Below are 22,258 nucleotides of genomic sequence, written 5' to 3'. Positions count from 1 at the left end.
TACTGGTGGGTATGTACGGCAACGACTTCGGAGAGCCGCTCAACGCCGCCGAGACCGAGGACTACACCTCGGCAGTGCAGGAGTACTTCGACGGCCTCATCGCGGACGACCAGCGCATCGAGCCACGGGACGCCATGCCCGAGGGCTACCGCTCGACCCTGATCCGGCAGATCGCGCAGCACGCGCACTCGGAGATCATCGGGATGCAGCCGGAGGGCAACTGGATCACCCGCGCGCCCAGCCTGCGCCGCAAGGCGATCCTCATGGCCAAGGTGCAGGACGAGGCAGGTCACGGGCTCTACCTCTACTCCGCCGCGGAGACGCTGGGCGTCGACCGCGCGGAGCTGCTGGACAAGCTGCACAACGGCCGCCAGAAGTACTCCTCGATCTTCAACTACCCGACGCTCACCTGGGCCGACGTCGGGGCGATCGGCTGGCTGGTCGACGGCGCGGCCATCATGAACCAGGTGCCGCTGTGCCGGTGCTCCTACGGGCCGTACGCCCGCGCGATGATCCGCGTGTGCAAGGAGGAGTCGTTCCACCAGCGCCAGGGCTTCGAGATCCTGTGGACCCTCGCGCGTGGCACCGACGAGCAGCGTGCGATGGCGCAGGACGCCGCAGACCGCTGGTGGTGGCCGGCCCTCATGATGTTCGGCCCGCCGGACTCGGGGGAGGCCGCCACCCAGGGCCACACGGCGCAGAACATGGCGTGGGGCATCAAGCGGTTCAGCAACGACGACCTGCGTCAGAAGTTCGTCGACATGACCGTGCCGCAGGCCGACAAGCTCGGTCTGACCCTGCCCGACCCCGACCTGCGCTGGAACGAGGAGCGCGGACACTACGACATCGGACCCATCGACTGGGACGAGTTCTGGAGGGTGCTCAAGGGTGACGGCCCCTGCAACAGCCAGCGGGTCGAGCACCGTCGGGCCGCCCACGAGGACGGCGCCTGGGTGCGGGAGGCAGCAGCGGCGTATGCCGCCAAGCACGCAGCGGGCGAGGTCCGGGGGGCGGTCGCATGAGCGACGACACCACCGCAGCGCACGCCCCCGGCGCCAACGCCCAGGGGTGGCCGCTCTTCGAGGTCTTCGTCCGGGCCAAGCGCGGGCTCTCCCACGTCCATGCCGGCTCGGTCCACGCGCCCGACGCCACGATGGCGCTGCGCAACGCCCGTGACCTCTACACGCGGCGTCAGGAGGGTGTGTCGCTGTGGGTCGTGCGCTCCGACGACATCACCGCCAGCAGCCCCACCGAGCGCGACTCCTTCTTCGACCCCGCGGCCGACAAGGTCTACCGGCACCCGACGTTCTACGACGTGCCCGAGGACGTGGAGTACCTGTGAGCACACCCACGACCACCGACACCACGCTGCTGCACACCGCCTACGTGCTGGGCCTGGGGGACGACGCGCTGGTCTACTCCCACCGGCTCGGGGAGTGGCTGACCCGTGCCCCGCAGATCGAGGAGGACATGGCACTGGGCAACGTGGGCCTGGACCTGCTGGGCCAGGCGCGGTCGCTGCTCACCCACGCCGGGGAGCTCGAGGGCCGGGGCCGCGACGAGGACGCCCTGGCCTACCTGCGCGACGAGCGGTCGTTCCGCAACGTCCAGCTCGTGGAGCAGCCTCGGGGCGACTTCGCCGACGAGATGGCGCGGATGCTGTGGTTCGCGAGCTACCAGCTGGCGCTCTACGTCCGGCTGGTCGACTCCGCCGACGAGGTGCTCGCCGGGGTGGCCGGCAAGGCCGTCAAGGAGGTGGCCTACCACCGCGACCACGCCGCCCAGTGGGTGGTGCGCCTCGGTGACGGCACCCCGGAGTCGCACGAGCGCATGGCCGCCGCGCTGCAGCGGGTCGCGCCCTACGTGGCCGAGCTGACCAGCGACGACGAGGCGTCCGTCTGGGCCGCGGAGCGGGGCATCGGTGTGCTGCCCTCCTCGGTCGAGGACGAGGTGCACGAGTACGTCGCCTCCGTGCTCGCGCAGGCCACCCTGGAGGAGCCCGAGCCTGCGCGCTGGCACGCCCGCGACGGCCGGCGCGGCATCCACTCCGAGGCGCTGGGCTACCTGCTCGCAGAGATGCAGCACATCCACCGCAGCCATCCCGGCGCTGCCTGGTGACCGTGATGAGCCAGGGGGGCATGGTCGGCGACCGTGCGGAGCAGTCGCTGGAGCAGGCGATCCGCGCGATCCCCGACCCGGAGATCCCGGTCATCACCATCGACGACCTGGGCATCGTGCGTGAGCTCTCGGTGGAGGGCGACCGGGCGGTGGTCACCATCACGCCGACCTACAGCGGGTGCCCCGCCATGCGGGCGATCGCCGACGCCATCGAGGTCACGGCCCGGCGGCACGGGGTGCGGGCCGAGGTCGTCACCCGGCTCGCCCCGGCGTGGACCACCGACTGGATGAGCGAGTCCGGCAAGGAGTCGCTGCGGCGCTTCGGGATCGCGCCCCCGACCGGCACCGCGGCCCACTCCGGCCGTCCGGCCGGCCCCGTGCCGGTCGACCTCAGCGTGCGTCAGGTCCGCTGCCCGCACTGCGGCTCGGACCGGACCGAGGAGACCAGCAGGTTCGGCTCCACGGCGTGCAAGGCCCTGCGCAGGTGCCTGTCCTGCCGCGAGCCCTTCGAGGAGTTCAAGCCCATCTGACCCGGGCCGGTGCCGGTGGTCCGGCCGCCTGTCCAGTCCTGTCGCCCCCAAGGAGACCACGCGTGAGCGTCACCCTGAGCCGCCCGACCCGACGACGGGCCGTGTTCCACGACCTGCAGGTCACGGCCGTCGAGCGGCTGACCGAGCAGGCCGTGGCCCTCACCTTCGCCGTGCCCGAGGAGCTGCGGGCGGACTTCGACTTCGAGCCGGGCCAGCACCTGACCCTGCGCGCCGAGATCGACGGTGAGGACGTGCGCCGCTCCTACTCCATCTGCATGTCCCGGGCGGAGTCACGCCGGCGCGGCGAGGTGCGGGTCGCCACGGCGCGTGTCCCCGGCGGTGTCATGAGCGCCTGGCTCAACGACCACGTGGCCGTCGGCGACACGGTCTCGGTGATGACGCCCATGGGCGGGTTCACCTGTGCGACCGACCCCCGGGCGACCCGCCACCACGTGGCCGTCGCGGCAGGCTCCGGCATCACACCCGTGCTGTCCCTGCTGACCACGGCGCTGGAGGAGGAGCCGGGGTCGCGTGCCACGCTCGTCTTCGGCAACCGGCGCACCGACTCCATCATGTTCCTCGAGGAGCTGATGGGGCTGAAGAACCTCTATGCGGGTCGGTTCACCCTGGTCAACGTGCTCTCCCGCGAGGCGCAGGATGTCGAGCTCTTCCACGGTCGCATCGACCGGGCGCGGTTCGAGCAGTTCCTGGCCACCATGCTGCCGGTCGACGACGTCGACGAGTGGTATCTCTGCGGCCCGTTCGGGATGGTCGAGGCGGTGCGGGAGGTGCTCGCCGAGCGGGGGGTGGACGAGCACCACGTCCATCACGAGGTGTTCCACGTGGAGGATGCCGCCAGCCCGGCGCGGACACCCGTCGACGAGGCGGCCGAGCAGACCGACGGTCCGGCCGCCACCGTGACCATCACCCTGGACGGTCGCACGACGCAGGTGCCGATGCGCTCCAAGGCCGAGACCATCCTGTCGGCCACCCTGCGGGAGCGGCCGGACGCACCGTTCAGCTGCACCGGCGGGGTGTGCGGCACGTGCCGGGCCCGCCTGGTCGACGGCGAGGTGACGATGGACCGCAACTACGCCCTGGAGCCCGAGGAGGTGGCCGCCGGTCTGGTGCTGGCGTGCCAGTCCCACCCGGTCACCGACACCGTCACGCTCGACTACGACGCCTGAGCGGGCTCTCGCAGACCGCCGCCGCCCCGGCGCAGGGGAGAGTCAGCGGCGCTCGTAGGTGACGAAGGCGAAACCCTGCTGTGGCTCGCGGGCGCTCTCGCGCCAGCGGGTCTCGTCGATCCGGGGGAAGTGGACGGAGCCCTCGGGCGAGCGGTCGACCTCGGTGACCACCAGCCGGGAGGCGTGCTCGATCGTCTGCCGGTAGACCTCACCGCCGCCGACCACGAACACCTCGTGGTCCCCGGCGACCAGCAGGGCCTCGGCCAGCGAGCCGGCCACCTCGGCGCCCTCCGCGGACCAGTGCGGGTCACGGGTCAGCACGATGGTGCGGCGGCCCGGCAGCGCCCGGCCGATCGAGTCCCAGGTGCCGCGGCCCATGAGCATCACCCCGCCGAGGGTGGTCCGTCGGAAGTGCCGGAGGTCCTCGGGCAGGTGCCACGGCATGGCGCTGCCGTCCCCGATGACACCGTTGCGCCCGACCGCGGCCACGAGGGTGAGCTGCTGGCCGAACCCGCGGGTGAGCACCGCGCCGAGCATCCCGCGGGCGAGCACGTCGAGCGCCTGCTGCTCGTGCGGCACGACCCGGTCGGGCAGGGCGGAGAGTGCCCACCAGCGCAGCTCGGCGTTCTTGTGCGGCTCGGCCACGCGTGGCACCCCGCTCCACCGCTGCAGGCGGAAGAACAGGTCCACCCGCTGCTCCACCGGGTCCGGCAGGGCGCACGTCCGCTGCAGGGTGGCGACCGGCTCCAGGTCGGCGACCTCGACCCCGATGCCCAGCTCCTCCCGTGCCTCCCGCACCGCTGCGTCGAGCACGGACTCACCCGGCTCCACGTGGCCGGCGGCGCCGCAGGCCCACCAGCCGTCCATGTAGTGCGTGCCCCGGCGCAGCTGGAGCAGCACCTCCGGCCCCTCGGGGCCACCACGGACGAGGAACAGGTAGGCGGACGGGACGAGCGCGTGCCGGGCCTGCGTCATACGGCGATGGGTGCCTTGATGCCGGGGGCGGCGACGTAGTCGCGCACCTCGACATCGGCCAGGTCGAAGGCGTCGATCTCGGTGACCTCCGGGTTGAGCCACAGGGTCGGCAGCCGGCCGGGCTCACGGCCGAGCTGCAGCTCGGTCTGCTCGAGATGGTTGAGGTAGAGGTGGGCGTCGCCGAGCGTGTGCACGAAGTCGCCGACCCGCAGCCCGGTCACCTGCGCCACCATGTGCGTGAGCAGGGCGTAGGAGGCGATGTTGAAGGGCACCCCCAGGAACACGTCGGCACTGCGCTGGTAGAGCTGGCAGGACAGGCGCGGCGGCGCGTCCGGGGAGTCACCGTGCCGGGGAGCCACGTAGAACTGGAACAGGGTGTGGCACGGCGGCAGGGCCATCCTGCCGACCTCGGCGACGTTCCACGCGGAGACGATGTGGCGCCGGGAGTCGGGGTTGCTGCGGATCGAGGCGATGACGGCCGCCAGCTGGTCGACCGTGCCGCCGTCCGGTGTGGGCCAGGAGCGCCACTGGTGGCCGTAGATCGGGCCCAGGTCGCCGTGCTCGTCGGCCCACTCGTCCCAGATGGTGATGCCGCGCTCGTGCAGCCAGCCGACGTTGGTGTCGCCGCGCAGGAACCACAGCAGCTCGCCGACGATGGAGCGCAGGTGCAGCCGCTTGGTGGTCAGGGCGGGGAAGCCCGCCTCCAGGTCGAAGCGCATCTGGTGACCGAACACCGACAGCGTGCCCGTGCCGGTGCGGTCGTCCTTGCGCACCCCCTCGTCACGCACGCGCTGGAGCAGGTCGAGGTACTGGCGCATAGCGAGCATCGTATGCCGTGCGGCAGTGTGACGCAGGTCACGTCGAGATCCTGTAACGCTTCCGGGGGTGCGCTCGATGTAACTGGTGATCGCGCCGTCACTCGGACCCCCCGAGCGAGTGACGGCGCGTTCTCATGTCCGGGCCCGGTGTCCGTCCCCGCCCGACGCGCGAGGTGTCGGGGACACCCGCGCTCCTCGGTAGGGTGAGGCCCATGAGCCACCCACATCCTGAACTCACCGAACCCGGCCCGATCCCGGACGGGGGAGTGCGCGTCGTCGCCCTGGGTGGTCTCGGCGAGATCGGCCGCAACATGACCGTCTTCGAGCACGCAGGCAAGCTGCTGATCGTGGACTGCGGCCTGCTCTTCCCCGAGGAGAACCACCCCGGCGTCGACCTCATCCTCCCGGACTTCTCCTACATCGAGGACCGGATGGACGACGTGGTCGCGATCGTCCTCACGCACGGGCACGAGGACCACATCGGCGCGGTGCCCTTCCTGCTGCGGCTCAGGCAGGACATCCCGATCGTCGGCTCGACCCTGACCCTGGCCCTCATCGAGGCCAAGCTCAAGGAGCACCGGATCAAGCCCTTCACGCTGGCGGTCATCGAGGGTGACGTGGAGCAGCTCGGGCCCTTCGAGTGCGAGTTCATCGCCGTCAACCACTCGATCCCGGACGCCCTCGCCGTGCTGATCCGCACGACGGGCGGCACCATCCTGCACACCGGTGACTTCAAGCTCGACCAGGTGCCTCTCGACGACCGCATCACCGACCTGCGCGCCTTCGCCCGGGCCGGCGAGCAGGGCGTCGACCTCTTCCTCGTCGACTCGACCAACGCCGACATCCCGGGCTTCACGATGGCCGAGCGCGCCCTCAGCCCGGCGATCGAGCGGGTGTTCCAGCAGGCCCGACGGCGCATCATCGTCGCCTGCTTCTCCTCGCACATCCACCGGGTGCAGCAGGTGCTGGACGCGGCCGAGTCGTCCGGACGCAAGGTCGCGATGGTGGGCAGGTCGATGATCCGCAACATGGGCATCGCCACCGAGCTGGGCTACCTCCACGTCCCCGACGGGGTGCTGGTGGACCTGGGCAAGCTGACCCAGCTGCCCGACGACGAGCAGGTGCTGATCAGCACCGGCTCCCAGGGCGAGCCGATGGCCGCTCTGTCCCGGATGGCCAACCGCGACCACAAGATCGAGGTCGGCCAGGACGACACCGTCCTGCTGGCCTCCTCGCTCATCCCCGGCAACGAGAACGCCGTCTACCGGGTCATCAACGGTCTCACCCGCCTGGGCGCCAACGTGGTCCACAAGGGCAACGCCACGGTCCACGTCGGCGGGCACGCCAGCGCGGGCGAGCTGCTGTACGTCTACAACATCGTCCAGCCCGGCAACGTCATGCCGGTGCACGGCGAGTGGCGCCACCTGGTGGCCAACGGCGACCTCGCCGTCCAGACCGGCGTGCCCCGCGAGCGCGTCATCCTGGCCGAGGACGGGGTCGTGGTCGACCTGGTGGACGGGGTCGCCCGGATCGCCGGCGCCATCGACTGCGGCTACGTCTACGTGGACGGCTCCTCCGTGGGCGGCACCACGGAGACCCTGCTCAAGGACCGGCGCATCCTGCGCGACGAGGGCTTCGTGACCATCATCGTGGTGCGCGACACCGCGAGCGGCAAGATCGCGGCCGGCCCGGAGATCCAGACCCGCGGCTTCGCCGAGGACGAGGCGATCTTCGCCCAGGTGCTGCCCAGGCTGGAGCAGGCGCTCGAGGAGGCCCGGCAGAACGGCGCCAACGACACCCACCAGCTGCAGCAGGTGATCCGCCGCACCGTCGGGTCCTTCCTCGGAGGCAAGCTGCGCCGCCGCCCGATGGTCATCCCGATCGTCATCGACGCCTGACCACTCGGGCCGCATCCAGGCCTCCGGCAGCCGATCGGCGGGCTGCCGCCGCGTGTGACGCGTGATACCCGAGTGAATGTCGCGTACCGTGACACCGTGGCCAAGACTGCGACGACCTCACGCGCCCGCTCCGGCGGGAAGCCGGGGAGCACCCGCCCGGCCAGCCGGTCGGGAAGGTCCTCCTCGCCGGCCCGGGGCGGGGGAGCGCGCGCCGCGCGTCCGGCCACGACGACCCGCGACCGACGGGCCCCGCTGCCATGGCGGGCCGCCCGCGGCGCCTGGATGGGAATGGCCACGTTGACTGCAGGAGCCGTGCGCAAGATGGGCGACAAGGCCCCGACCGAAGCACTCGAGCCCGAGCACCGCCGGGACGGCGTCGGCTTCCTCCTGCTCGCGCTCGCGCTCGTCGTCGCACTCCGCGAGTGGTGGGGGCTGCAGGGGCCGGTGGGTGACGGGGTGCACGCCGTGGCCGCAGGCACCTTCGGCCTGGTCGCCCTGGTGCTGCCCGTCGTGCTGCTCTTCTTCGCGCTGCGCATGCTGCGACGGCCCCAGGAAGGCGCCGCCAACCACCGGATGGCCATCGGCACCGTCGCCCTGCTGCTGGCGGCCTCCGGGCTGACCCATCTCGCCGTCGGTGCCCCCGACTACGGCGCGGGGGCCGAGGCGATGCAGCAGGCCGGGGGCATCCTCGGCTTCCTCATGGCCGCGCCGCTCGTCGCGGCGGTGACCACCTGGGGTGCCGTGGTCCTGCTGGGGCTGCTCGGCGTGTTCGGCTTCCTGGTGCTCACGGCGACCCCCGTGCACCGCATCCCCGACCGGCTGCGCGAGGTCGAGGAGCACCTGTTCAACTCCAGCCGGTTCGACGACGGCCCCGCCCGCGGAGGACGCCGGCGTGGCGACGTCGACGGCGAGCGGGTGGGTGACCGGGCCTTCGACCAGGCCGCCGAGGTGCAGCGCGGCAAGGGCCGCTCGCTGCGCGCTCGCCCGCCGGCTGCTGCGGCGACCGAGGAGGACGGTCCGAAGCGCGCACGGGGAGCCGGGAAGGCTGCCGACCGGGGCGAGTCCACCGAGCCCATCCCGCGGGTCGACCCGACCGCCACGGTCCCGGCGACGTCGGGACCGGCGCCGGCGAAGGCGACCCTCGAGCCGCCGCCGCACAGCCCCCTCCCGCAGCGGGTCGAGCAGCTCGTGCTGGCCGGCGACGTCACCTACGCGCTCCCGGACAACGCCCTGCTCAAGCCGGGCAGCCCGCACAAGACCCGCTCGGAGGCCAACGACAAGGTGGTCGACGCGCTCACCGGCGTGCTCGACGACTTCGGCGTCGACGCCCAGGTCACCGGGTTCATGCGGGGCCCGACGGTCACCCGCTACGAGGTCGAGCTCGGCCCGGGTGTCAAGGTCGAGCGGATCACCGCGCTCTCGAAGAACATCGCGTATGCCGTGGCGTCGGCCGACGTGCGCATCCTCTCCCCGATCCCGGGCAAGTCCGCCGTGGGTGTGGAGATCCCCAACACCGACCGCGAGAACGTCAGCCTCGGCGACGTCCTGCGCAGCCAGGCCGCCCGCAACAACACCCACCCCATGGTGATGGGCGTCGGCAAGGACGTGGAGGGCGGCTACGTCATCGCCAACCTGGCCAAGATGCCGCACCTGCTGGTGGCCGGGGCGACCGGCTCGGGCAAGTCGAGCTTCGTGAACTCGATGATCACCTCGGTGCTCATGCGCTCGACACCCGACGAGGTGCGGATGATCCTGGTGGACCCCAAGCGGGTCGAGCTCACCGCATACGAGGGCATCCCGCACCTGATCACCCCGATCATCACCAGCCCCAAGAAGGCGGCCGAGGCGCTCGCCTGGGTGGTGCGCGAGATGGACCAGCGCTACGACGACCTGTCGGCCTTCGGCTTCAAGCACATCGACGACTTCAACAAGGCCATCCGCAGCGGTTCGATCACCCCTCCGCCGGGCTCCGAGCGTGTGCTCCAGCCCTACCCCTACCTGCTCGTCGTCGTCGACGAGCTCGCCGACCTGATGATGGTCGCCCCGCGCGACGTGGAGGAGTCGGTCGTGCGGATCACCCAGCTCGCCCGGGCCGCCGGGATCCACCTGGTGCTGGCCACGCAGCGGCCCTCGGTCGACGTCGTCACGGGCCTCATCAAGGCCAACGTGCCCAGCCGGATGGCGTTCGCGACCTCGTCGGTCACCGACAGCCGGGTCGTCCTGGACCAGCCGGGTGCCGAGAAGCTCATCGGCCAGGGTGACGCGCTCTTCCTGCCGATGGGGGCCTCGAAGACCATGCGGGTCCAGGGAGCCTGGGTCACCGAGTCCGAGATCAGCAGCGTGGTGAAGCACGTGACCGGCCAGCTCAAGCCCGTCTACCGCGAGGACGTCACGGTGGCCGCGCCCAAGAAGCAGGTCGACGAGGACATCGGTGACGACCTCGACCTGCTGCTGCAGGCTGCCGAGCAGGTCATCACCACCCAGTTCGGCTCGACGTCCATGCTGCAGCGCAAGCTGCGGGTCGGCTTCGCCAAGGCCGGACGTCTGATGGACCTCATGGAGTCGCGGGGCATCGTCGGTCCGTCCGAGGGCAGCAAGGCGCGCGACGTGCTCGTCAAGCCCGACGACCTGGAGCCCACCCTGGCGGCGCTGCAGGGCCAGGAGCCGCCGCCCAGCCCCGACCCGGTCGAGCGCTCCGAGGAGGACGTGCAGGTCGGTGACGTGCTGGGAGACGAGTACGACGAGGTGGAGGAGACCGAGGACGCATGGGAGCTGACCGGCCGTGGGTGACCACGGGCGAGACTGACTAGGGTCGGTCCATGTTCACCTACGCCGGTGCTGCGGGGCGCAACCGCTACCAGCGGTACTGGGCGGCGCTGCGCGAGCACCCCTCGGGTGTCCTGCTGGCCGTCCAGCTGGTCGCCATCCTGGTCTTCCCCTACACGACCAGCGGGGGTGCGGGGCGCACCGTCATCTCCGTCCTGGGGCTGGTCGTGCTGCTCCTGGCGGTCGCCGCGGTCGACCGCACCCCCTCGGTGCGCATCGTGGCCTGGACGCTGGGCACCCCGGTGTTCCTGCTCACCATCGGCGAGGCCATCTGGCCCGACGTCTTCTGGGTCGGCCTGCTGTCCTACGTCTTCCACGCGATCTTCTACTTCTACACGGCCGTCTCGCTGCTGCGCTACATGTTCGCCGACGCCTGGGTCTCCCGTGACGAGCTCTTCGCCACGGGGGCCTGCTTCACCGTGCTCGTCTGGGCCTACGCCTACACCTACGGGGTGGTGCAGATGATCTGGCCGGGGTCCTTCACCGTGGAGGGCGGGCACGAGCAGCTGACCTGGTTCGAGCTGCTCTTCCTGTCCACGACGACCCTCACCGGGACCGGCCTGTCCGACATCGGCCCGGCGGCGGACTCCAACCCGGCTCGCTCGGTGATCATGATCCAGATGCTCAACCAGGTCTTCTACATCGCGCTGGTGGTGGCCCGCCTGCTCGGGCTCACCCTGGTGAAGTTCCGTCGGTGAGGCCACGGGGGCCGCGGGGCCCGCGGCCTCTAGGGTGGGGGACATGACCCAGCGCAGCGTCGCCCTCGTCACCCTGGGGTGCACCCGCAACGAGGTGGACTCCGAGGAGCTGGCCGGCCGGCTCGCCGCGGAGGGGTGGCTGCTGGTGGAGGACGCCGCCCAGGCGGACGTCGCCGTCGTCAACACCTGCGGCTTCGTGGAGCAGGCCAAGAAGGACTCCGTCGACGCGCTGCTGGAGGCCGGCGACCTCAAGGAGTCCGGTCGCACCCGTGCGGTGGTGGCCGTCGGGTGCCTCGCCGAGCGTTACGGCACGCAGCTGGCCGAGCAGCTGCCCGAGGCCGACGCGGTGCTCGGCTTCGACTCCTACACCGAGATGTCCACCCACCTGCAGGCCGTCCTGGACGGCCACTCCCCGGCCTCCCACGTGCCCCGCGACCGGCGCACGCTGCTGCCGGTCGCGCCCGCCGCACGGCATACGACCAGCGCCTCGGTGTCGCTGCCCGGTCACCAGCAGGCCCCGCTGGCCGAGGTCGCCCCGGCCTCGGGCCCTCCCGTTGTGCGAGCCCGGCTCGACGGCCGCCCGTGGGCCCCTCTCAAGCTCGCCTCCGGCTGCGACCGGCGGTGCGCCTTCTGCGCCATCCCGATGTTCCGCGGGTCGTTCGTCTCCCGGCGGCCGCACGAGGTGCTCGCGGAGGCCCGCTGGCTGGCCGAGCGGGGTGTGCGCGAGGTCTTCCTGGTGAGCGAGAACACCACGTCCTACGGCAAGGACCTCGGCGACCTCCGCCTGCTCGAGCAGCTGCTGCCCGAGCTGGCCGCGGTGCCGGGCATCGAACGGGTGCGCGTGTCCTACCTCCAGCCGGCCGAGATCCGCCCCGACCTGCTGGACGCCATCGCGTCCACCCAGGGGGTCGTGCCCTACTTCGACATCTCCTTCCAGCACGCCTCCGGGCCGCTGCTGCGGCGCATGCGTCGCTTCGGCGACCGCACCTCCTTCCTGACCCTGCTCGAGCAGGTGCGCGCCCGGGTGCCCCAGGCGGGCATCCGCTCCAACGTCATCGTCGGCTTCCCGGGTGAGACCGAGACCGACCTCGCCGAGCTCCGCTCCTTCCTCGGGGAGGCCCGGCTCGACGTGGTCGGCGTGTTCGGCTACTCCGACGAGGACGGCACGGAGGCCGAGGGCTACACCGGCAAGCACGCCCCCGAGGTGGTGGCCGAGCGGGTCGCCGAGCTCACCTCGCTGGTCGAGGAGCTCACCTCGCAGCGCGCCGAGGAGCGCGTCGGCGAGCAGGTCTCGGTGCTGGTCGAGGAGGTCGACGAGGACGGCGCGGTGCTGGGGCGCGCGGAGCAGCAGGGGCCCGACGTGGACGGCACGACCCGGCTCGTGGGGGAGGGCGCCGGGCTGCTGCGCGTGGGGGAGGTCGTCGCGGCGACGGTCGTGGCCACCGAGGGGGTCGACCTGGTCGCCGCAGCGCCGGTGGCCCCCCTGGCACAGGAGGTCCGTCGATGACGACACCCCCCGCCGCGCAGGGCAGCGCCTGGAACATCCCCAACGCCCTGACCGTGCTGCGCCTGGTGCTGGTGCCGGTCTTCCTGTGGCTGCTGTTCGTCGAGGGGGGCGAGTCCCCGTCGATACGCGTCTGGGCCGCGGCGGTGTTCGCCCTCGCCACGGCCACCGACTGGCTCGACGGCGACATCGCCCGTCGCCAGGGGCTGGTGACCGACTTCGGCAAGATCGCCGACCCGATCGCCGACAAGGCCCTCATGGGGGCGGCCCTCATCGGGCTGTCCTCCCTCGGCGAGCTGCCGTGGTGGGTGACCATCGTGATCCTGGTGCGGGAGGTCGGCATCACGCTGATGCGTTTCGTGGTCATCCGCTACGGCGTGATGGCGGCCGGCCGGGGCGGCAAGCTCAAGACGCTCCTGCAGGCCCTCGGGCTCCTGCTCCTCATCCTCCCGCTCACCGGCCTGCTGCACTCCCTGGGGCTGTGGGTGATGTATGCCGCGGTGGTGGTCACCGTGGTGACAGGTCTGGACTACGTCGTGAAGGCCTGGCGGCTCTACCGCGAGGCCACCTCGGACCGATGAGCGACCTGGTGGTCGACCCGGGTCGGGCGGCCAGGGTGGTCACCGCGCTGCAGGTGCGCGGCCAGACGCTGGCGACCGCGGAGTCGCTCACCGGCGGGCTGGTGGCAGCCACCGTCACCGCAGTGCCCGGAGCGAGTGCCGTGATGCTCGGTGGGGTGGTGGCCTACGCCGTGGCGACCAAGCAGGCGCTGCTCCGCGTGCCTGCAGCGGTGCTCGCCGAGCACGGCGCCGTCTCGGAGCAGACAGCGCGCCTGATGGCCGTGGGGGCGCGGACCTCGCTGGGGGCCGACTGGGCGGTGGCGACCACCGGGGTCGCCGGTCCGGAGCCCAGCGAGGGCCATCCCCCCGGCACGGTGCACGTCGCGGTGCACGGGCTGCTGCCCGACGGGGAAGAAGTGGACCGGCACCGGGTGTTGTCCCTGCACGGCACACGGTCCGACATCCGGGTCGCGACGGTCGACCACGTCCTGGGCCTGCTCCTGGAGGCGGTCACGGGGGGCTGAGTCAGCGCCTTGTCAGGCAGTCACGGTACGGTGGACCCCACGAAGTGCCGACGAGGTGTTGACGCCGTGACGCGCGAAGGAGGGTTCGGCGATGGTTCTGCTTCGACGAGAGCTGGGCGACGTCCTGCGCGAGAAGCGCCAGGACCAGGGCCGCACCCTGCGCGAGGTGTCCGCCAGCGCCTCCGTCTCGCTGGGCTACCTCTCGGAGGTGGAGCGCGGTGAGAAGGAGGCCTCCTCCGAGCTGCTGGCCTCCATCTGCAAGGCGCTCGACCTGCCGATGGCCCAGATGCTCAGCGACGTCGCCGACCGGGTGAGCCTGGCCGAGGCCGCCGAGCGCCAGGTCACCGCCATGCTCACCGAGGGCCTGGCCAAGCCGATCCACCACGGTGCGATCGCCCGAGGCGAGCGCACCGCGGTGCACTCCGCCGCCTGACTCAGGTCGTCGCGACCACGTAGCCCCAGGCAGGCAGGGCCAGCGTCGCACCCTCGCGGTAGTCCACCGGTGCTCCGGACCACGGGTCCGTGTAGGCGCGGTCCTGGGCAGGCCCGCCGGCGAGGGTGACGGTGACCTCCTGGCCACTGAGGTTGAAGGCCCCGAACACGGCGTCCTCGCTCTCGTCGCCGTCGTGGGCACGCACGAAGCTGATCACCCGGCTCTCCACGTCGTTGGGGACCCGCACCATGCGCGCGCCCCAGGCAGCGTTCCACAGGGCGGGATGCGCCTTCTTGAGCGCGAAGAGGCTGCGGTAGAGCTCGCCCTGCGGGTCCTGGCGCCACTCGATCCGGTCCTTGTCGAAGAACACCAGGCGCCGGTCGTTGCCGGCCTCCTGGCCGCTGTAGATGAGCGGGATCCCCTCGCTGACCACCGACAGGACGATCGCGGCCTCGCGCATCTCGCCGAACTGCTCGTACTCGGTGCCGTCCCAGGCGTTGTGGTCGTGGTTGGACACGAAGAGCATCCGCATGATGTCGCGTGGGTAGGCGCGCTCGTTCCACGCGTAGTAGACCTTGAGCGCCTCGGTGTCCGCCTTGCCCTGCGCGATCTTGTGCAGGGTGTCGTTCCAGGACCACGCGTAGGTCGCGTCGAACGCGGCGACGTGCAGGTCGCGGGCCTCCCACTCGGCCAGCAGGAAGACCGGCTTGACCTTCTCCAGCTCGGTGCGGGCGTGCTCCCAGAAGTCCGTCGGCACGTAGCCCGCGACGTCGCACCGGTAGCCGTCGACGTCGGCCTCGCGCACCCAGTAGGTCATCGCCTCGGTCATGTAGCGACGCAGCCCCGGCTGGTCGTAGTCCAGGTCGATGACGTCGTCCCAGTCCCACCAGGGCGTGGGCCGGAAGTCGCCCTTGTAGTCCCGGGCGTACCACTCCGGGTGCTCGGTGGCTAGGTGGTTGTCCCAGGCCGTGTGGTTGGCCACCCAGTCCAGGATGACCTTCATGCCGAGCTCGTGGGCGGCAGCGACGAAGTGCCGCAGGTCCTCCAGGGTGCCGAACTCGGGGTTGACGGCCAGGTAGTCCTTGACGGCGTACGGGCTGCCCAGCACCCCCTTGCGGTTCAGCTCACCGATCGGGGTGACCGGCATCAGCCACAGGATGTCGACGCCGAGCTCCTTGAGCCGGGGCAGGTGCGCCTCGGCGGCGGCGAAGGTGCCCTCGGCAGTGAAGTGCCGCTGGTTGATCTGGTAGATCACTGCGTCGCGCGTCCACTCCGGGTGGGACAGCCGGACGTCAGGGGCAGGGGTGTACGGGTCGGAGGTCTGCACACGACCAGTCGACCACACCCGGCCGCGGGAGACGAACCTCGCTCAGCGGCGGAGGTGGTCACCGCGTCCGTAGCCCAGCGGCAGCTGTCGCCCGCCGTCGTCGGTCGGTGCCCGCCCGCCCTGGCACGTGGGGCAGGAGAAGACCACCCGCTGCTGCGGCTGCGCGCCGATGGGGGCCACCCGCACCGTGTCGCCACACCGCTTGCAGGGCAGCCCGACCCGACCGTGCACCCACGCGTCGTCGACCAGGTCGGTGCGCCCTGTGATGGTCGTCCGCCCCACGCGGCAGCTGGTCACCAGGAGGCGCCGTGCGGTGTCCACCAGCTCCGCCACCGTGTCCGGACCGACTTCGGCCACGCTCGCCCAGGGGTGGACGCCGTGCAGGAAGAGCGGCTCGCTCGCGAAGATCGTGCCGATGCCGGCGAGGTTGCGCTGGTCGAGCAGCGCCTCGGTGACGGTGCGGCCCGGCTCGCGCGTCAGGTTGGCCAGGGCCTGCGCACGGTCGAAGCCCGGGTCCAGCAGGTCGGGCCCCAGGTGGCCGACGACCCGGTGCTCCTCGGCGGTGCGCACCAGGTCGAGCATCCCCAGGCTGTCGCCGACCGCCACCTGCCCGTCGGTCCACAGGACGGCGCGGACCGTATGCCGGCCGGCGGCTGCCGTCGGACGCGCACCGCGGTGCACCCTCCAGCTGCCCTCCATGCGCAGGTGGCTGTGCAGGGTCAGCCCGCCTTCGACACGATGCAGCAGGTGCTTGCCGCGCGGCACGACCTCCAGGGTGCGTCGCCCGCCGAGGTCCGTGGTGGCCAGGCGGGGCACGCGCAGGTCCGACCCGAGCAGCACCTGCCCGGCCAGCCCGCGGTGGAGCCGACGGGCCGTCCGCCAGACGGCGTCACCCTCGGGCACGGCTCGGCTCCTCGGGACCTCGTGCGGGCGGCATACCACCACGGTAGGCGACGCCCGGAGAGGGCGCCGCGGAACAAACCACGGGTGCCGGTGCGTCGTACTCCACACGATGGCGACGACACCGGAGGGCAGACGCGGGGGCACCGGTGCGTCCCGGCTGCCGGTGGTCGCCGTGCTGGGGGCGACGGCGGCCGGCCTGGTGCTGGCAGGGCCCGTCATCGCCGAGCAGGCTGCCGAGCTGGGAGCACGGGTCACCGCGGAGTGCACCGTCCGGACGGACGACAGCCGGACCCCCCTGAGCACCGAGCAGGCGCAGCGGGCCACGACCGCTGTCGCGCTGGCCGCACGCGGCCAGGAGGGCCCTGACACCGAGGACGTGCCGCCGCAGGTCCTGGACCTGCTGGCCGACGGACCCTCCGACGACGCCGGACCCGTGCTCTCCTGCCGCGCCCGGCAGGACCCGGCGCTGCCGCGCGAGGAGCCGGGGGACTCGGGGCTGACGCCGCGTGCGGAGGGGGTCCTCGAGGCCATGGGCGAGGTGTTCGGGGAGCTGAGCCTCGGGGGCTTCGCCCCCGGTGGGGTGGACAGCGGCCACGGTGCGGAGTCCACCCACTACGACGGCCGCGCGGTCGACGTCTTCTTCCGGCCGGTGAGCGAGGAGAGCCGCCGCGAGGGGTGGGTGCTGGCGCACTGGCTGGTTGCGCATGCCGAGGACCTGCACATCCAGTACGTCATCTGGGACGACCGCTACTGGGGGGTCCGGGGCTCGGGCCGGGGCTGGCGCTCGTACGACGCCCCGGCCCCGGCCGACGAGGTCCTGCGCCACCTCGACCATGTCCACGTCGACGTGCTGCGCGGGACCTGAGCAGTCGGAGGACTCCGCGTCCTCGGTCCAGCCGTCGCGCGCAGGCTCTGCGGACCTCACCGACGCAGTCGCAGCCCCTGCGGTGCGGTGTGGAAGCCCGCCGTCTCGAGCGCGGCCGCGAAAGGGTGGTCGCCCAGGGCCGGGCGTCCGTCGATGCGGTGCACCGTGAGCGCTGCCAGGGCCCGGTGCCGCACCTGGTCGGCCAGGGCATGTGCGGCCGGCTGGAGCGCCTCGGGGTCGTCGGTCCAGGTCAGGGCGGTGCGGCCGCCGCGCTCCAGGTAGGCCACGAGCACGCCGTCGGCCAGCACGACGAGCGCTCCGGCCTTGCGACCGGGGCGGTGCGAGCCCTCCACGTCGGCGGGCTGCTCGGACCACGGCACCGCAGCGCCGTAGGGGCTGGCGGGGTCGGTGGCCGCGAGCACGTGCACCTCGGGCGTCTCACCGCGGCGGTCCTCGCCGAGCGCGCGGAGGCGGTCGACGGCGCCGGTGGTGCCGAACTGCGCCGCTCCCAGGTGCTCCACGAAGTAGCCGCGGCGCACCCGCCCGGCCTCCTCCGCACCCGCCAGGATGCGGTAGACGCCGGCATACCCTCCCGGGATGCCCTCGGCCACGACACTGCCCCGGGTCAGCACGCCGTATCGGTCGAGGAGCTGCTCCGCGGTCGCGAGGGCGCGCACGGTCGGGTCGTCCTCCGGCGCCGGCAGCACCGACCAGCGCCCGACCCCGGTGGGTGGCCCACCGCGCGCCGGCATCGACGGGCGAGCGGGCCGGGAGGCCAGCGCCACCGACGAGCGTGACCAGCGGGTGGACCGTGCGCCCCTGGGACGGGTCCGGTGCGCTGTGCGACCTCCGGACAGCAGCGCGCGCAGCGGGGCGACCGTGTCACCGGTGAGGTGCCCCGTCCAGACCAGGTCCCACAGGGTGCGCAGGAGCGTCTGGTCGTCCACGAGGCCGTCGACCGTCCCCACGGTGTCGGACAGCGCGCGGAAGAAGAAGGCTCCCCCCTGCTCGAGCAGGCCCAGCACCCGCAGCGCGGTGTCGTCGTCGACCCGGTCGGGCGCGGCCAGGGTGAGGTGTGCGGTCTCGGCGAGATGCAGTGACACCCAGCCGTCGTCCCCGGGCAGCGACCCGTGGCCCTGCCAGAGCACCTCGCCCCCGGTCATCAGCTCGTCGAGCAGGGCCGGCCGGTAGTCGCGGACCCGTGCCGGCAGCACCAGGGACTCCAGGGCGCTGGCCGGCACCCGGGCGCCCGCCAGCTGCTCGACCGCACGGTGCACCCCGTCGACGCCACGCAGCCCGCCCACCGACTGCCACTGCGGCAGGAAGCGGGCGTAGGTCGTCTGGGCGACCGGCTCGACCTCCTGGCGCAGCGCCGCCAGGGAGCGCCGGCGCAGCATCCGGAGCACGTCGGCGTCGCAGAGGTCGGGGCTCGACGGCTCGCCCGCGGCACCGTCGAGGGGGCGCAGCGCTCCCTCGACGAGACGACCGGCACTCACCAGCCGGCGCACGGCGTCCCGGACCACCGCCGGGCCGAGCCCGAGCCGACCGGCCAGTGCCTCGGGGCGGAACGGGGTGTGGGTGCGGGCATACCGCACCACCAGGTCGCCGATCGGGTCCTCCACCGGCTCGAGGAAGGTCCCGGCCACGCCGGGGGGCAGAGCGGCCCCCAGGGCGTCCCGCAGCCGTGCGGCGTCCTGGGCGTCGGCCCACCGCTGCTCACCCGCGACGCGGACGTCGATCACCTGCCGTTGCTCGGCCAGGGTGGCCAGCCACGTGCCCACCTCGGCCCGGGCCTCCGCCACGGTCCGCTCGGTGACCTCGGCCGTCGACAGCGGGCCGAGGGTGCGCAGCAGGTCGAGGACCTCGTGCCGGTCACGGCAGGCGCGCTCGGGGACCAGCCGCTGCAGCTCGGCCTCGGTGCGCGCCACCACCTCGGGGTCGAGCAGGTCGCGCAGCGAGGCCCCCTCGCCGCGGCCGAGCAGCTCGGCCAGCAGTGTCGGGTCCAGGGAGAGGGCGGCAGCGCGCCGCTCGGCCAGCGGGGAGTCACCCTCGTAGAGGAACTGGGCGATGTAGCCCATGAGCAGGGAGCGCGCGAAGGGCGACGCGGTCTGGGTGTGCACCGACACCATCCGGACCGAGCGGTCCGCCAGCCCGCGCATCACCTGACGCAGCGCCCCGACGTCGTAGACGTCCTGGACGACCTCGCGCACCGCCTCCAGCACGATCGGGAAGGTGGGGTAGCGGGCGGCCACCTCCAGCAGCTGGGCCGAGCGCTGGCGCTGCTGCCACAAGGGCTGGCGCCGGCCGGGCTTGCGCCGCGGGAGCAGCAGGGCACGGGCCGCGCACTCGCGGAAGCGCGCGGCGAAGAGCGCGGAGCCGCCGATCTCCGTCGTCACGAGGTCCTCGACCTCGTCGGGGTCCAGCGTCAGCATCGCCGCCAGGTCGGCGTCGAAGGTGGCCGCGGACGCCGTGTCGGTGTCGTCCCCGAGGTCCGGCAGGCGCAGGACGATGCCGTCGTCGGCCGCCATGGCCTGCACGTCGGCGCCGTAGCGCTCGCGCATCCGCGCCGCCAGGCACAGGGCCCACGGAGCGTGCACCGGGGTGCCGTAGGGGGAGTGCACCACGACCCGCCAGTCACCGATCTCGTCGCGGAAGCGCTCGACCACGACCGTGCGGTCGTCGGGGAGCTGCCCGGTCGCCTCGCGCTGCTCGGTGAGGTAGTCCAGCAGGTTGTCGGCGGCCCACTCGTCGAGCCCGCGCTCCCGCAGGGTGGCGTGGGCGGTGTCCCGGGGAGCAGCGGAGGTCTCCCGGACGAACCGGCCCACCGCCCGTCCGAGCTCCGCGGGGCGGCCGGGGCTGTCGCCCTTCCAGAACGGCAGCCGGCCGATCTGGCCGGGCGCCGGGGTGACCAGCACCTGGTCGTGGGTGATGTCCTCGATGCGCCAGGACGTCGTGCCGAGGGTGAAGACGTCGCCGACCCGGGACTCGTAGACCATCTCCTCGTCCAGCTCGCCCACGCGTCGGCCGGGGCCGTCCCCGGTGGCCAGCATCACGGCATACAGCCCACGGTCGGGGATGGTGCCTCCGCTGGTGACGGCGAGGAGCTGCGCACCGCGACGCGCCGAGAGGGTGTCGGTGATGCGGTCCCAGACGATGCGCGGACGCAGGTCGGCGAAGTCCTCGCCCGGGTAGCGACCGGCGAGCATGTCGAGCGTCGCCTCGAGCAGCGGCCGGGGCAGGGAGGCGTAGGGCGCCGAGCGACGGACCAGCTCGTGCAGCTCGCCGACGGTCCAGTCGTCCATCGCGACCATCGCCACGACCTGCTGGGCGAGCACGTCCAACGGGTTGGTGGGCACGTGCAGACGCTCGATGTCGCCGCTGCGCATCCGCTCGACGACGACCGCCGTCTGCACGAGGTCGCCCCGGTGCTTGGGCAGGAAGACCCCCCGTGACACCGCCCCCACCTGGTGACCCGCGCGGCCGACCCGCTGCAGCCCGCTGGCCACGCTCGGCGGCGACTCGACCTGCACGACGAGGTCGACCGCACCCATGTCGATGCCGAGCTCCAACGAGCTGGTCGCGACCACGGCGGGCAGGGTGCCGGACTTCAGCGCGTCCTCGATCTGCGCGCGGTGCTCCTTGCTCACCGACCCGTGGTGCGCCCGTGCCAGCACCGGTGCAGCGCCCCGGGCGGAGCCGGACTGGGCCATCACCTGTGCCGGTGGGCGAGCGGGGGTGACGGCGACCCCGGGGCCGGACCCGTCGGGGTCGGCCTCGGCGGGGTGCTGCTCGTCCCAGATCTCGTTGATCCTGCTGGTCAGCCGCTCGGCGAGGCGGCGGGAGTTGGCGAAGACGAGGGTGGAGGTCTGCGCGGCGACGTGGTCGACGACCCGGTGCTCCACGTGCGGCCAGATCGAGGCTCGCTCGGCCGGGTCGGGGGCGGGCATCCAGCCGCCGTCGGCGTCGTCCAGGTCGGGCAGCACGGGGCCCTGCCCGACCACGAACCCGTCGTCGCTGCCGGGCTCCTCCGTCGGGGCTGCTGCCTCGGCGACGTCGTCCGGTGCGGGTGGCTCCTCCGGAGCGAGGGCGGCGCTGCCCGGGTCGGTCATGTCCGGCACGGGCACGACGACCTGCAGGTCCCAGCGCTTGGTCGAGGGCGGCTGCACGACCGTGACAGGACGCCCGCCGGTGAGGTAGCGGCCGACCTCCTCGACCGGCCGCACCGTGGCGGACAGTCCGATGCGCTGGGCAGGTCGCTCCAGCAGGGCGTCGAGGCGGTCGAGGGTCACGGCCAGGTGGGCACCGCGCTTGGTGCCGGCCACGGCGTGGACCTCGTCGACGATGACGGTCTCGACGCCTGTGAGCGCCGAGCGTGCTGCCGAGGTGAGCAGCAGGAAGAGCGACTCGGGAGTGGTGATGAGCACGTCTGCGCCGTGCTTGGCGAACGCCCGTCGCTCCGAGGCCGGGGTGTCCCCGGAGCGGACGGCCACGCCGACGTCCGGGACGGACCCTCCGAGGCGGGTGGCCGCATGACGGATGCCGACGAGGGGCGACCTCAGGTTGCGCTCGACGTCGACCGCGAGCGCCTTGAGCGGGGAGACGTAGAGGACCCGGCAACGGCCGCGCTCGTGGTCGGAGGGTCGGGGTGCGGCCCAGATGCGGTCCAGCGCCCACAGGAAGGCGGACAGGGTCTTGCCGGACCCGGTCGGCGCCACGACGAGGGTGTGGTCGCCGCTGCTGATGGCGTCCCACGCGCCCAGCTGCGCCTCGGTGGGGCCCGGGAAGGACGCGGTGAACCACGCCCGGGTCGGGGCGGAGAAGCGTCCGAGGACGTCGTTCAGCGCTGTCGGTCCTCACGCTGGGGGACCAGGCGCGGACGCTGCTCGGTGACCACCGTGTTGCCGTAGGCGCCGGTCACCGGCGGTGGGACGGGCCGCTCCGCCTCCTTCGTCATGTGGTGCAGCGTCCGGTGCGGCGGCCGCCAGACCTTGGCGGCGACCAGCGCCTTCTGCCACCAGGCCAGCTCGGGCTGGGGGGGTCGTGTCAGCACGGGAGGTCCTCCACTCTCGACAGTGTTGCGCGTCAGGCTCTC

Annotated in this window: 19 protein-coding genes; 13 read left to right on the top strand and 6 right to left on the bottom strand. The window is 72.6% G+C overall.

Annotation, left to right across the window (positions count from 1 at the left end; genetic code table 11):
* The first annotated feature begins 11 nt into the window (after positions 1 to 11).
* The 5 genes from paaA (at position 12) to paaE (ending at position 3,835) form a co-directional block, all read left to right on the top strand.
* Complete coding sequence (gene paaA / locus LVO85_RS00590) at positions 12 to 1,022, top strand: 1,2-phenylacetyl-CoA epoxidase subunit PaaA (protein WP_232745440.1); 1,011 nt, start codon at positions 12 to 14, stop codon at positions 1,020 to 1,022.
* On the top strand, positions 1,019 to 1,342 hold the full coding sequence (gene paaB / locus LVO85_RS00585; protein WP_232745438.1) for a 1,2-phenylacetyl-CoA epoxidase subunit PaaB: 324 nt from the start codon (positions 1,019 to 1,021) through the stop codon (positions 1,340 to 1,342). The genes paaA and paaB overlap by 4 nt, the downstream gene beginning before the upstream one ends.
* Entirely contained in the window at positions 1,339 to 2,118 is a 780-nt protein-coding gene (paaC, locus tag LVO85_RS00580; RefSeq protein ID WP_232745437.1) for a 1,2-phenylacetyl-CoA epoxidase subunit PaaC, read from the top strand. Before paaB ends, paaC begins: the two co-directional genes overlap by 4 nt.
* 5 nt (positions 2,119 to 2,123) lie before the next feature.
* On the top strand, positions 2,124 to 2,648 hold the full coding sequence (gene paaD, locus LVO85_RS00575) for a 1,2-phenylacetyl-CoA epoxidase subunit PaaD (RefSeq protein ID WP_232745436.1): 525 nt from the start codon (positions 2,124 to 2,126) through the stop codon (positions 2,646 to 2,648).
* Positions 2,649 to 2,710: 62 nt separating this feature from the next.
* Positions 2,711 to 3,835 carry a 1,2-phenylacetyl-CoA epoxidase subunit PaaE gene (gene paaE, locus LVO85_RS00570; protein WP_232745433.1) on the top strand — a complete coding sequence of 375 codons (1,125 nt, stop codon included), beginning with the start codon at positions 2,711 to 2,713 and terminating at the stop codon, positions 3,833 to 3,835.
* A gap of 42 nt (positions 3,836 to 3,877) precedes the next feature.
* Here the strand turns inward: paaE and LVO85_RS00565 are convergent, their stop codons facing one another.
* Positions 3,878 to 4,810, bottom strand: a complete 933-nt coding sequence (locus LVO85_RS00565) for a dihydrofolate reductase (RefSeq protein WP_232745430.1) — start codon at positions 4,808 to 4,810, stop codon at positions 3,878 to 3,880.
* Complete coding sequence (locus LVO85_RS00560) at positions 4,807 to 5,628, bottom strand: thymidylate synthase (protein WP_232745427.1); 822 nt, start codon at positions 5,626 to 5,628, stop codon at positions 4,807 to 4,809. Before LVO85_RS00560 ends, LVO85_RS00565 begins: the two co-directional genes overlap by 4 nt.
* Positions 5,629 to 5,840: 212 nt before the next feature.
* Here LVO85_RS00560 and LVO85_RS00555 point away from each other — a divergent pair, with 212 nt between their 5' ends.
* From LVO85_RS00555 to LVO85_RS00525, 7 genes are all read left to right on the top strand, one after another.
* A complete protein-coding gene (locus tag LVO85_RS00555; protein ID WP_232745426.1) occupies positions 5,841 to 7,526 on the top strand; it encodes a ribonuclease J in 1,686 nt (561 codons plus the stop codon).
* A 288-nt stretch (positions 7,527 to 7,814) separates the two neighbouring features.
* Positions 7,815 to 10,316, top strand: coding sequence for an FtsK/SpoIIIE family DNA translocase (locus tag LVO85_RS00550; protein ID WP_232746160.1), 2,502 nt, complete (start codon positions 7,815 to 7,817; stop codon positions 10,314 to 10,316).
* A 29-nt stretch (positions 10,317 to 10,345) separates the two neighbouring features.
* Positions 10,346 to 11,050: a two pore domain potassium channel family protein gene (locus tag LVO85_RS00545; RefSeq protein WP_232745425.1), complete on the top strand. Its 705-nt coding sequence runs from the start codon at positions 10,346 to 10,348 to the stop codon at positions 11,048 to 11,050.
* Between the two features lie 43 nt (positions 11,051 to 11,093).
* Entirely contained in the window at positions 11,094 to 12,557 is a 1,464-nt protein-coding gene (rimO, locus tag LVO85_RS00540; RefSeq protein WP_232745423.1) for a 30S ribosomal protein S12 methylthiotransferase RimO, read from the top strand.
* Positions 12,554 to 13,135: a CDP-diacylglycerol--glycerol-3-phosphate 3-phosphatidyltransferase gene (pgsA, locus tag LVO85_RS00535; RefSeq protein ID WP_232745420.1), complete on the top strand. Its 582-nt coding sequence runs from the start codon at positions 12,554 to 12,556 to the stop codon at positions 13,133 to 13,135. The genes rimO and pgsA overlap by 4 nt, the downstream gene beginning before the upstream one ends.
* Positions 13,132 to 13,638: a CinA family protein gene (locus LVO85_RS00530; protein WP_232745417.1), complete on the top strand. Its 507-nt coding sequence runs from the start codon at positions 13,132 to 13,134 to the stop codon at positions 13,636 to 13,638. The genes pgsA and LVO85_RS00530 overlap by 4 nt, the downstream gene beginning before the upstream one ends.
* A 91-nt stretch (positions 13,639 to 13,729) precedes the next feature.
* On the top strand, positions 13,730 to 14,071 hold the full coding sequence (locus LVO85_RS00525; RefSeq protein WP_232745415.1) for a helix-turn-helix domain-containing protein: 342 nt from the start codon (positions 13,730 to 13,732) through the stop codon (positions 14,069 to 14,071).
* A 1-nt stretch (position 14,072) separates the two neighbouring features.
* On the opposite strand, the gene LVO85_RS00520 is transcribed toward LVO85_RS00525, so the two are convergent.
* Both LVO85_RS00520 and LVO85_RS00515 read right to left on the bottom strand, forming a co-directional pair.
* Positions 14,073 to 15,398: an alpha-amylase family glycosyl hydrolase gene (locus LVO85_RS00520; RefSeq protein WP_232745413.1), complete on the bottom strand. Its 1,326-nt coding sequence runs from the start codon at positions 15,396 to 15,398 to the stop codon at positions 14,073 to 14,075.
* 42 nt (positions 15,399 to 15,440) lie between these two features.
* Positions 15,441 to 16,301 (bottom strand): DNA-formamidopyrimidine glycosylase family protein, encoded by an 861-nt coding sequence (locus LVO85_RS00515; protein WP_232745411.1) that lies wholly within the window; start codon positions 16,299 to 16,301, stop codon positions 15,441 to 15,443.
* Positions 16,302 to 16,410: 109 nt separating this feature from the next.
* Between LVO85_RS00515 and LVO85_RS00510 the strand changes: the two genes are divergently transcribed.
* On the top strand, positions 16,411 to 17,166 hold the full coding sequence (locus LVO85_RS00510; RefSeq protein WP_232745409.1) for a hypothetical protein: 756 nt from the start codon (positions 16,411 to 16,413) through the stop codon (positions 17,164 to 17,166).
* Between the two features lie 56 nt (positions 17,167 to 17,222).
* Here LVO85_RS00510 and LVO85_RS00505 read toward each other — a convergent pair whose 3' ends face one another.
* Together LVO85_RS00505 and LVO85_RS00500 are read right to left on the bottom strand one after the other, a co-directional pair.
* Positions 17,223 to 22,007 (bottom strand): Lhr family ATP-dependent helicase, encoded by a 4,785-nt coding sequence (locus LVO85_RS00505; RefSeq protein ID WP_232746159.1) that lies wholly within the window; start codon positions 22,005 to 22,007, stop codon positions 17,223 to 17,225.
* On the bottom strand, positions 22,004 to 22,216 hold the full coding sequence (locus LVO85_RS00500; protein ID WP_232745407.1) for a hypothetical protein: 213 nt from the start codon (positions 22,214 to 22,216) through the stop codon (positions 22,004 to 22,006). Before LVO85_RS00500 ends, LVO85_RS00505 begins: the two co-directional genes overlap by 4 nt.
* Positions 22,217 to 22,258 lie beyond the last annotated feature (42 nt).

The sequence above is a fragment of the Ornithinimicrobium sediminis genome (assembly GCF_021272345.1).
GTDB classification, from domain to species: Bacteria; Actinomycetota; Actinomycetes; order Actinomycetales; family Dermatophilaceae; genus Ornithinicoccus; species Ornithinicoccus sediminis_B.
This window is presented reverse-complemented; position numbering and strand designations above follow the sequence as displayed.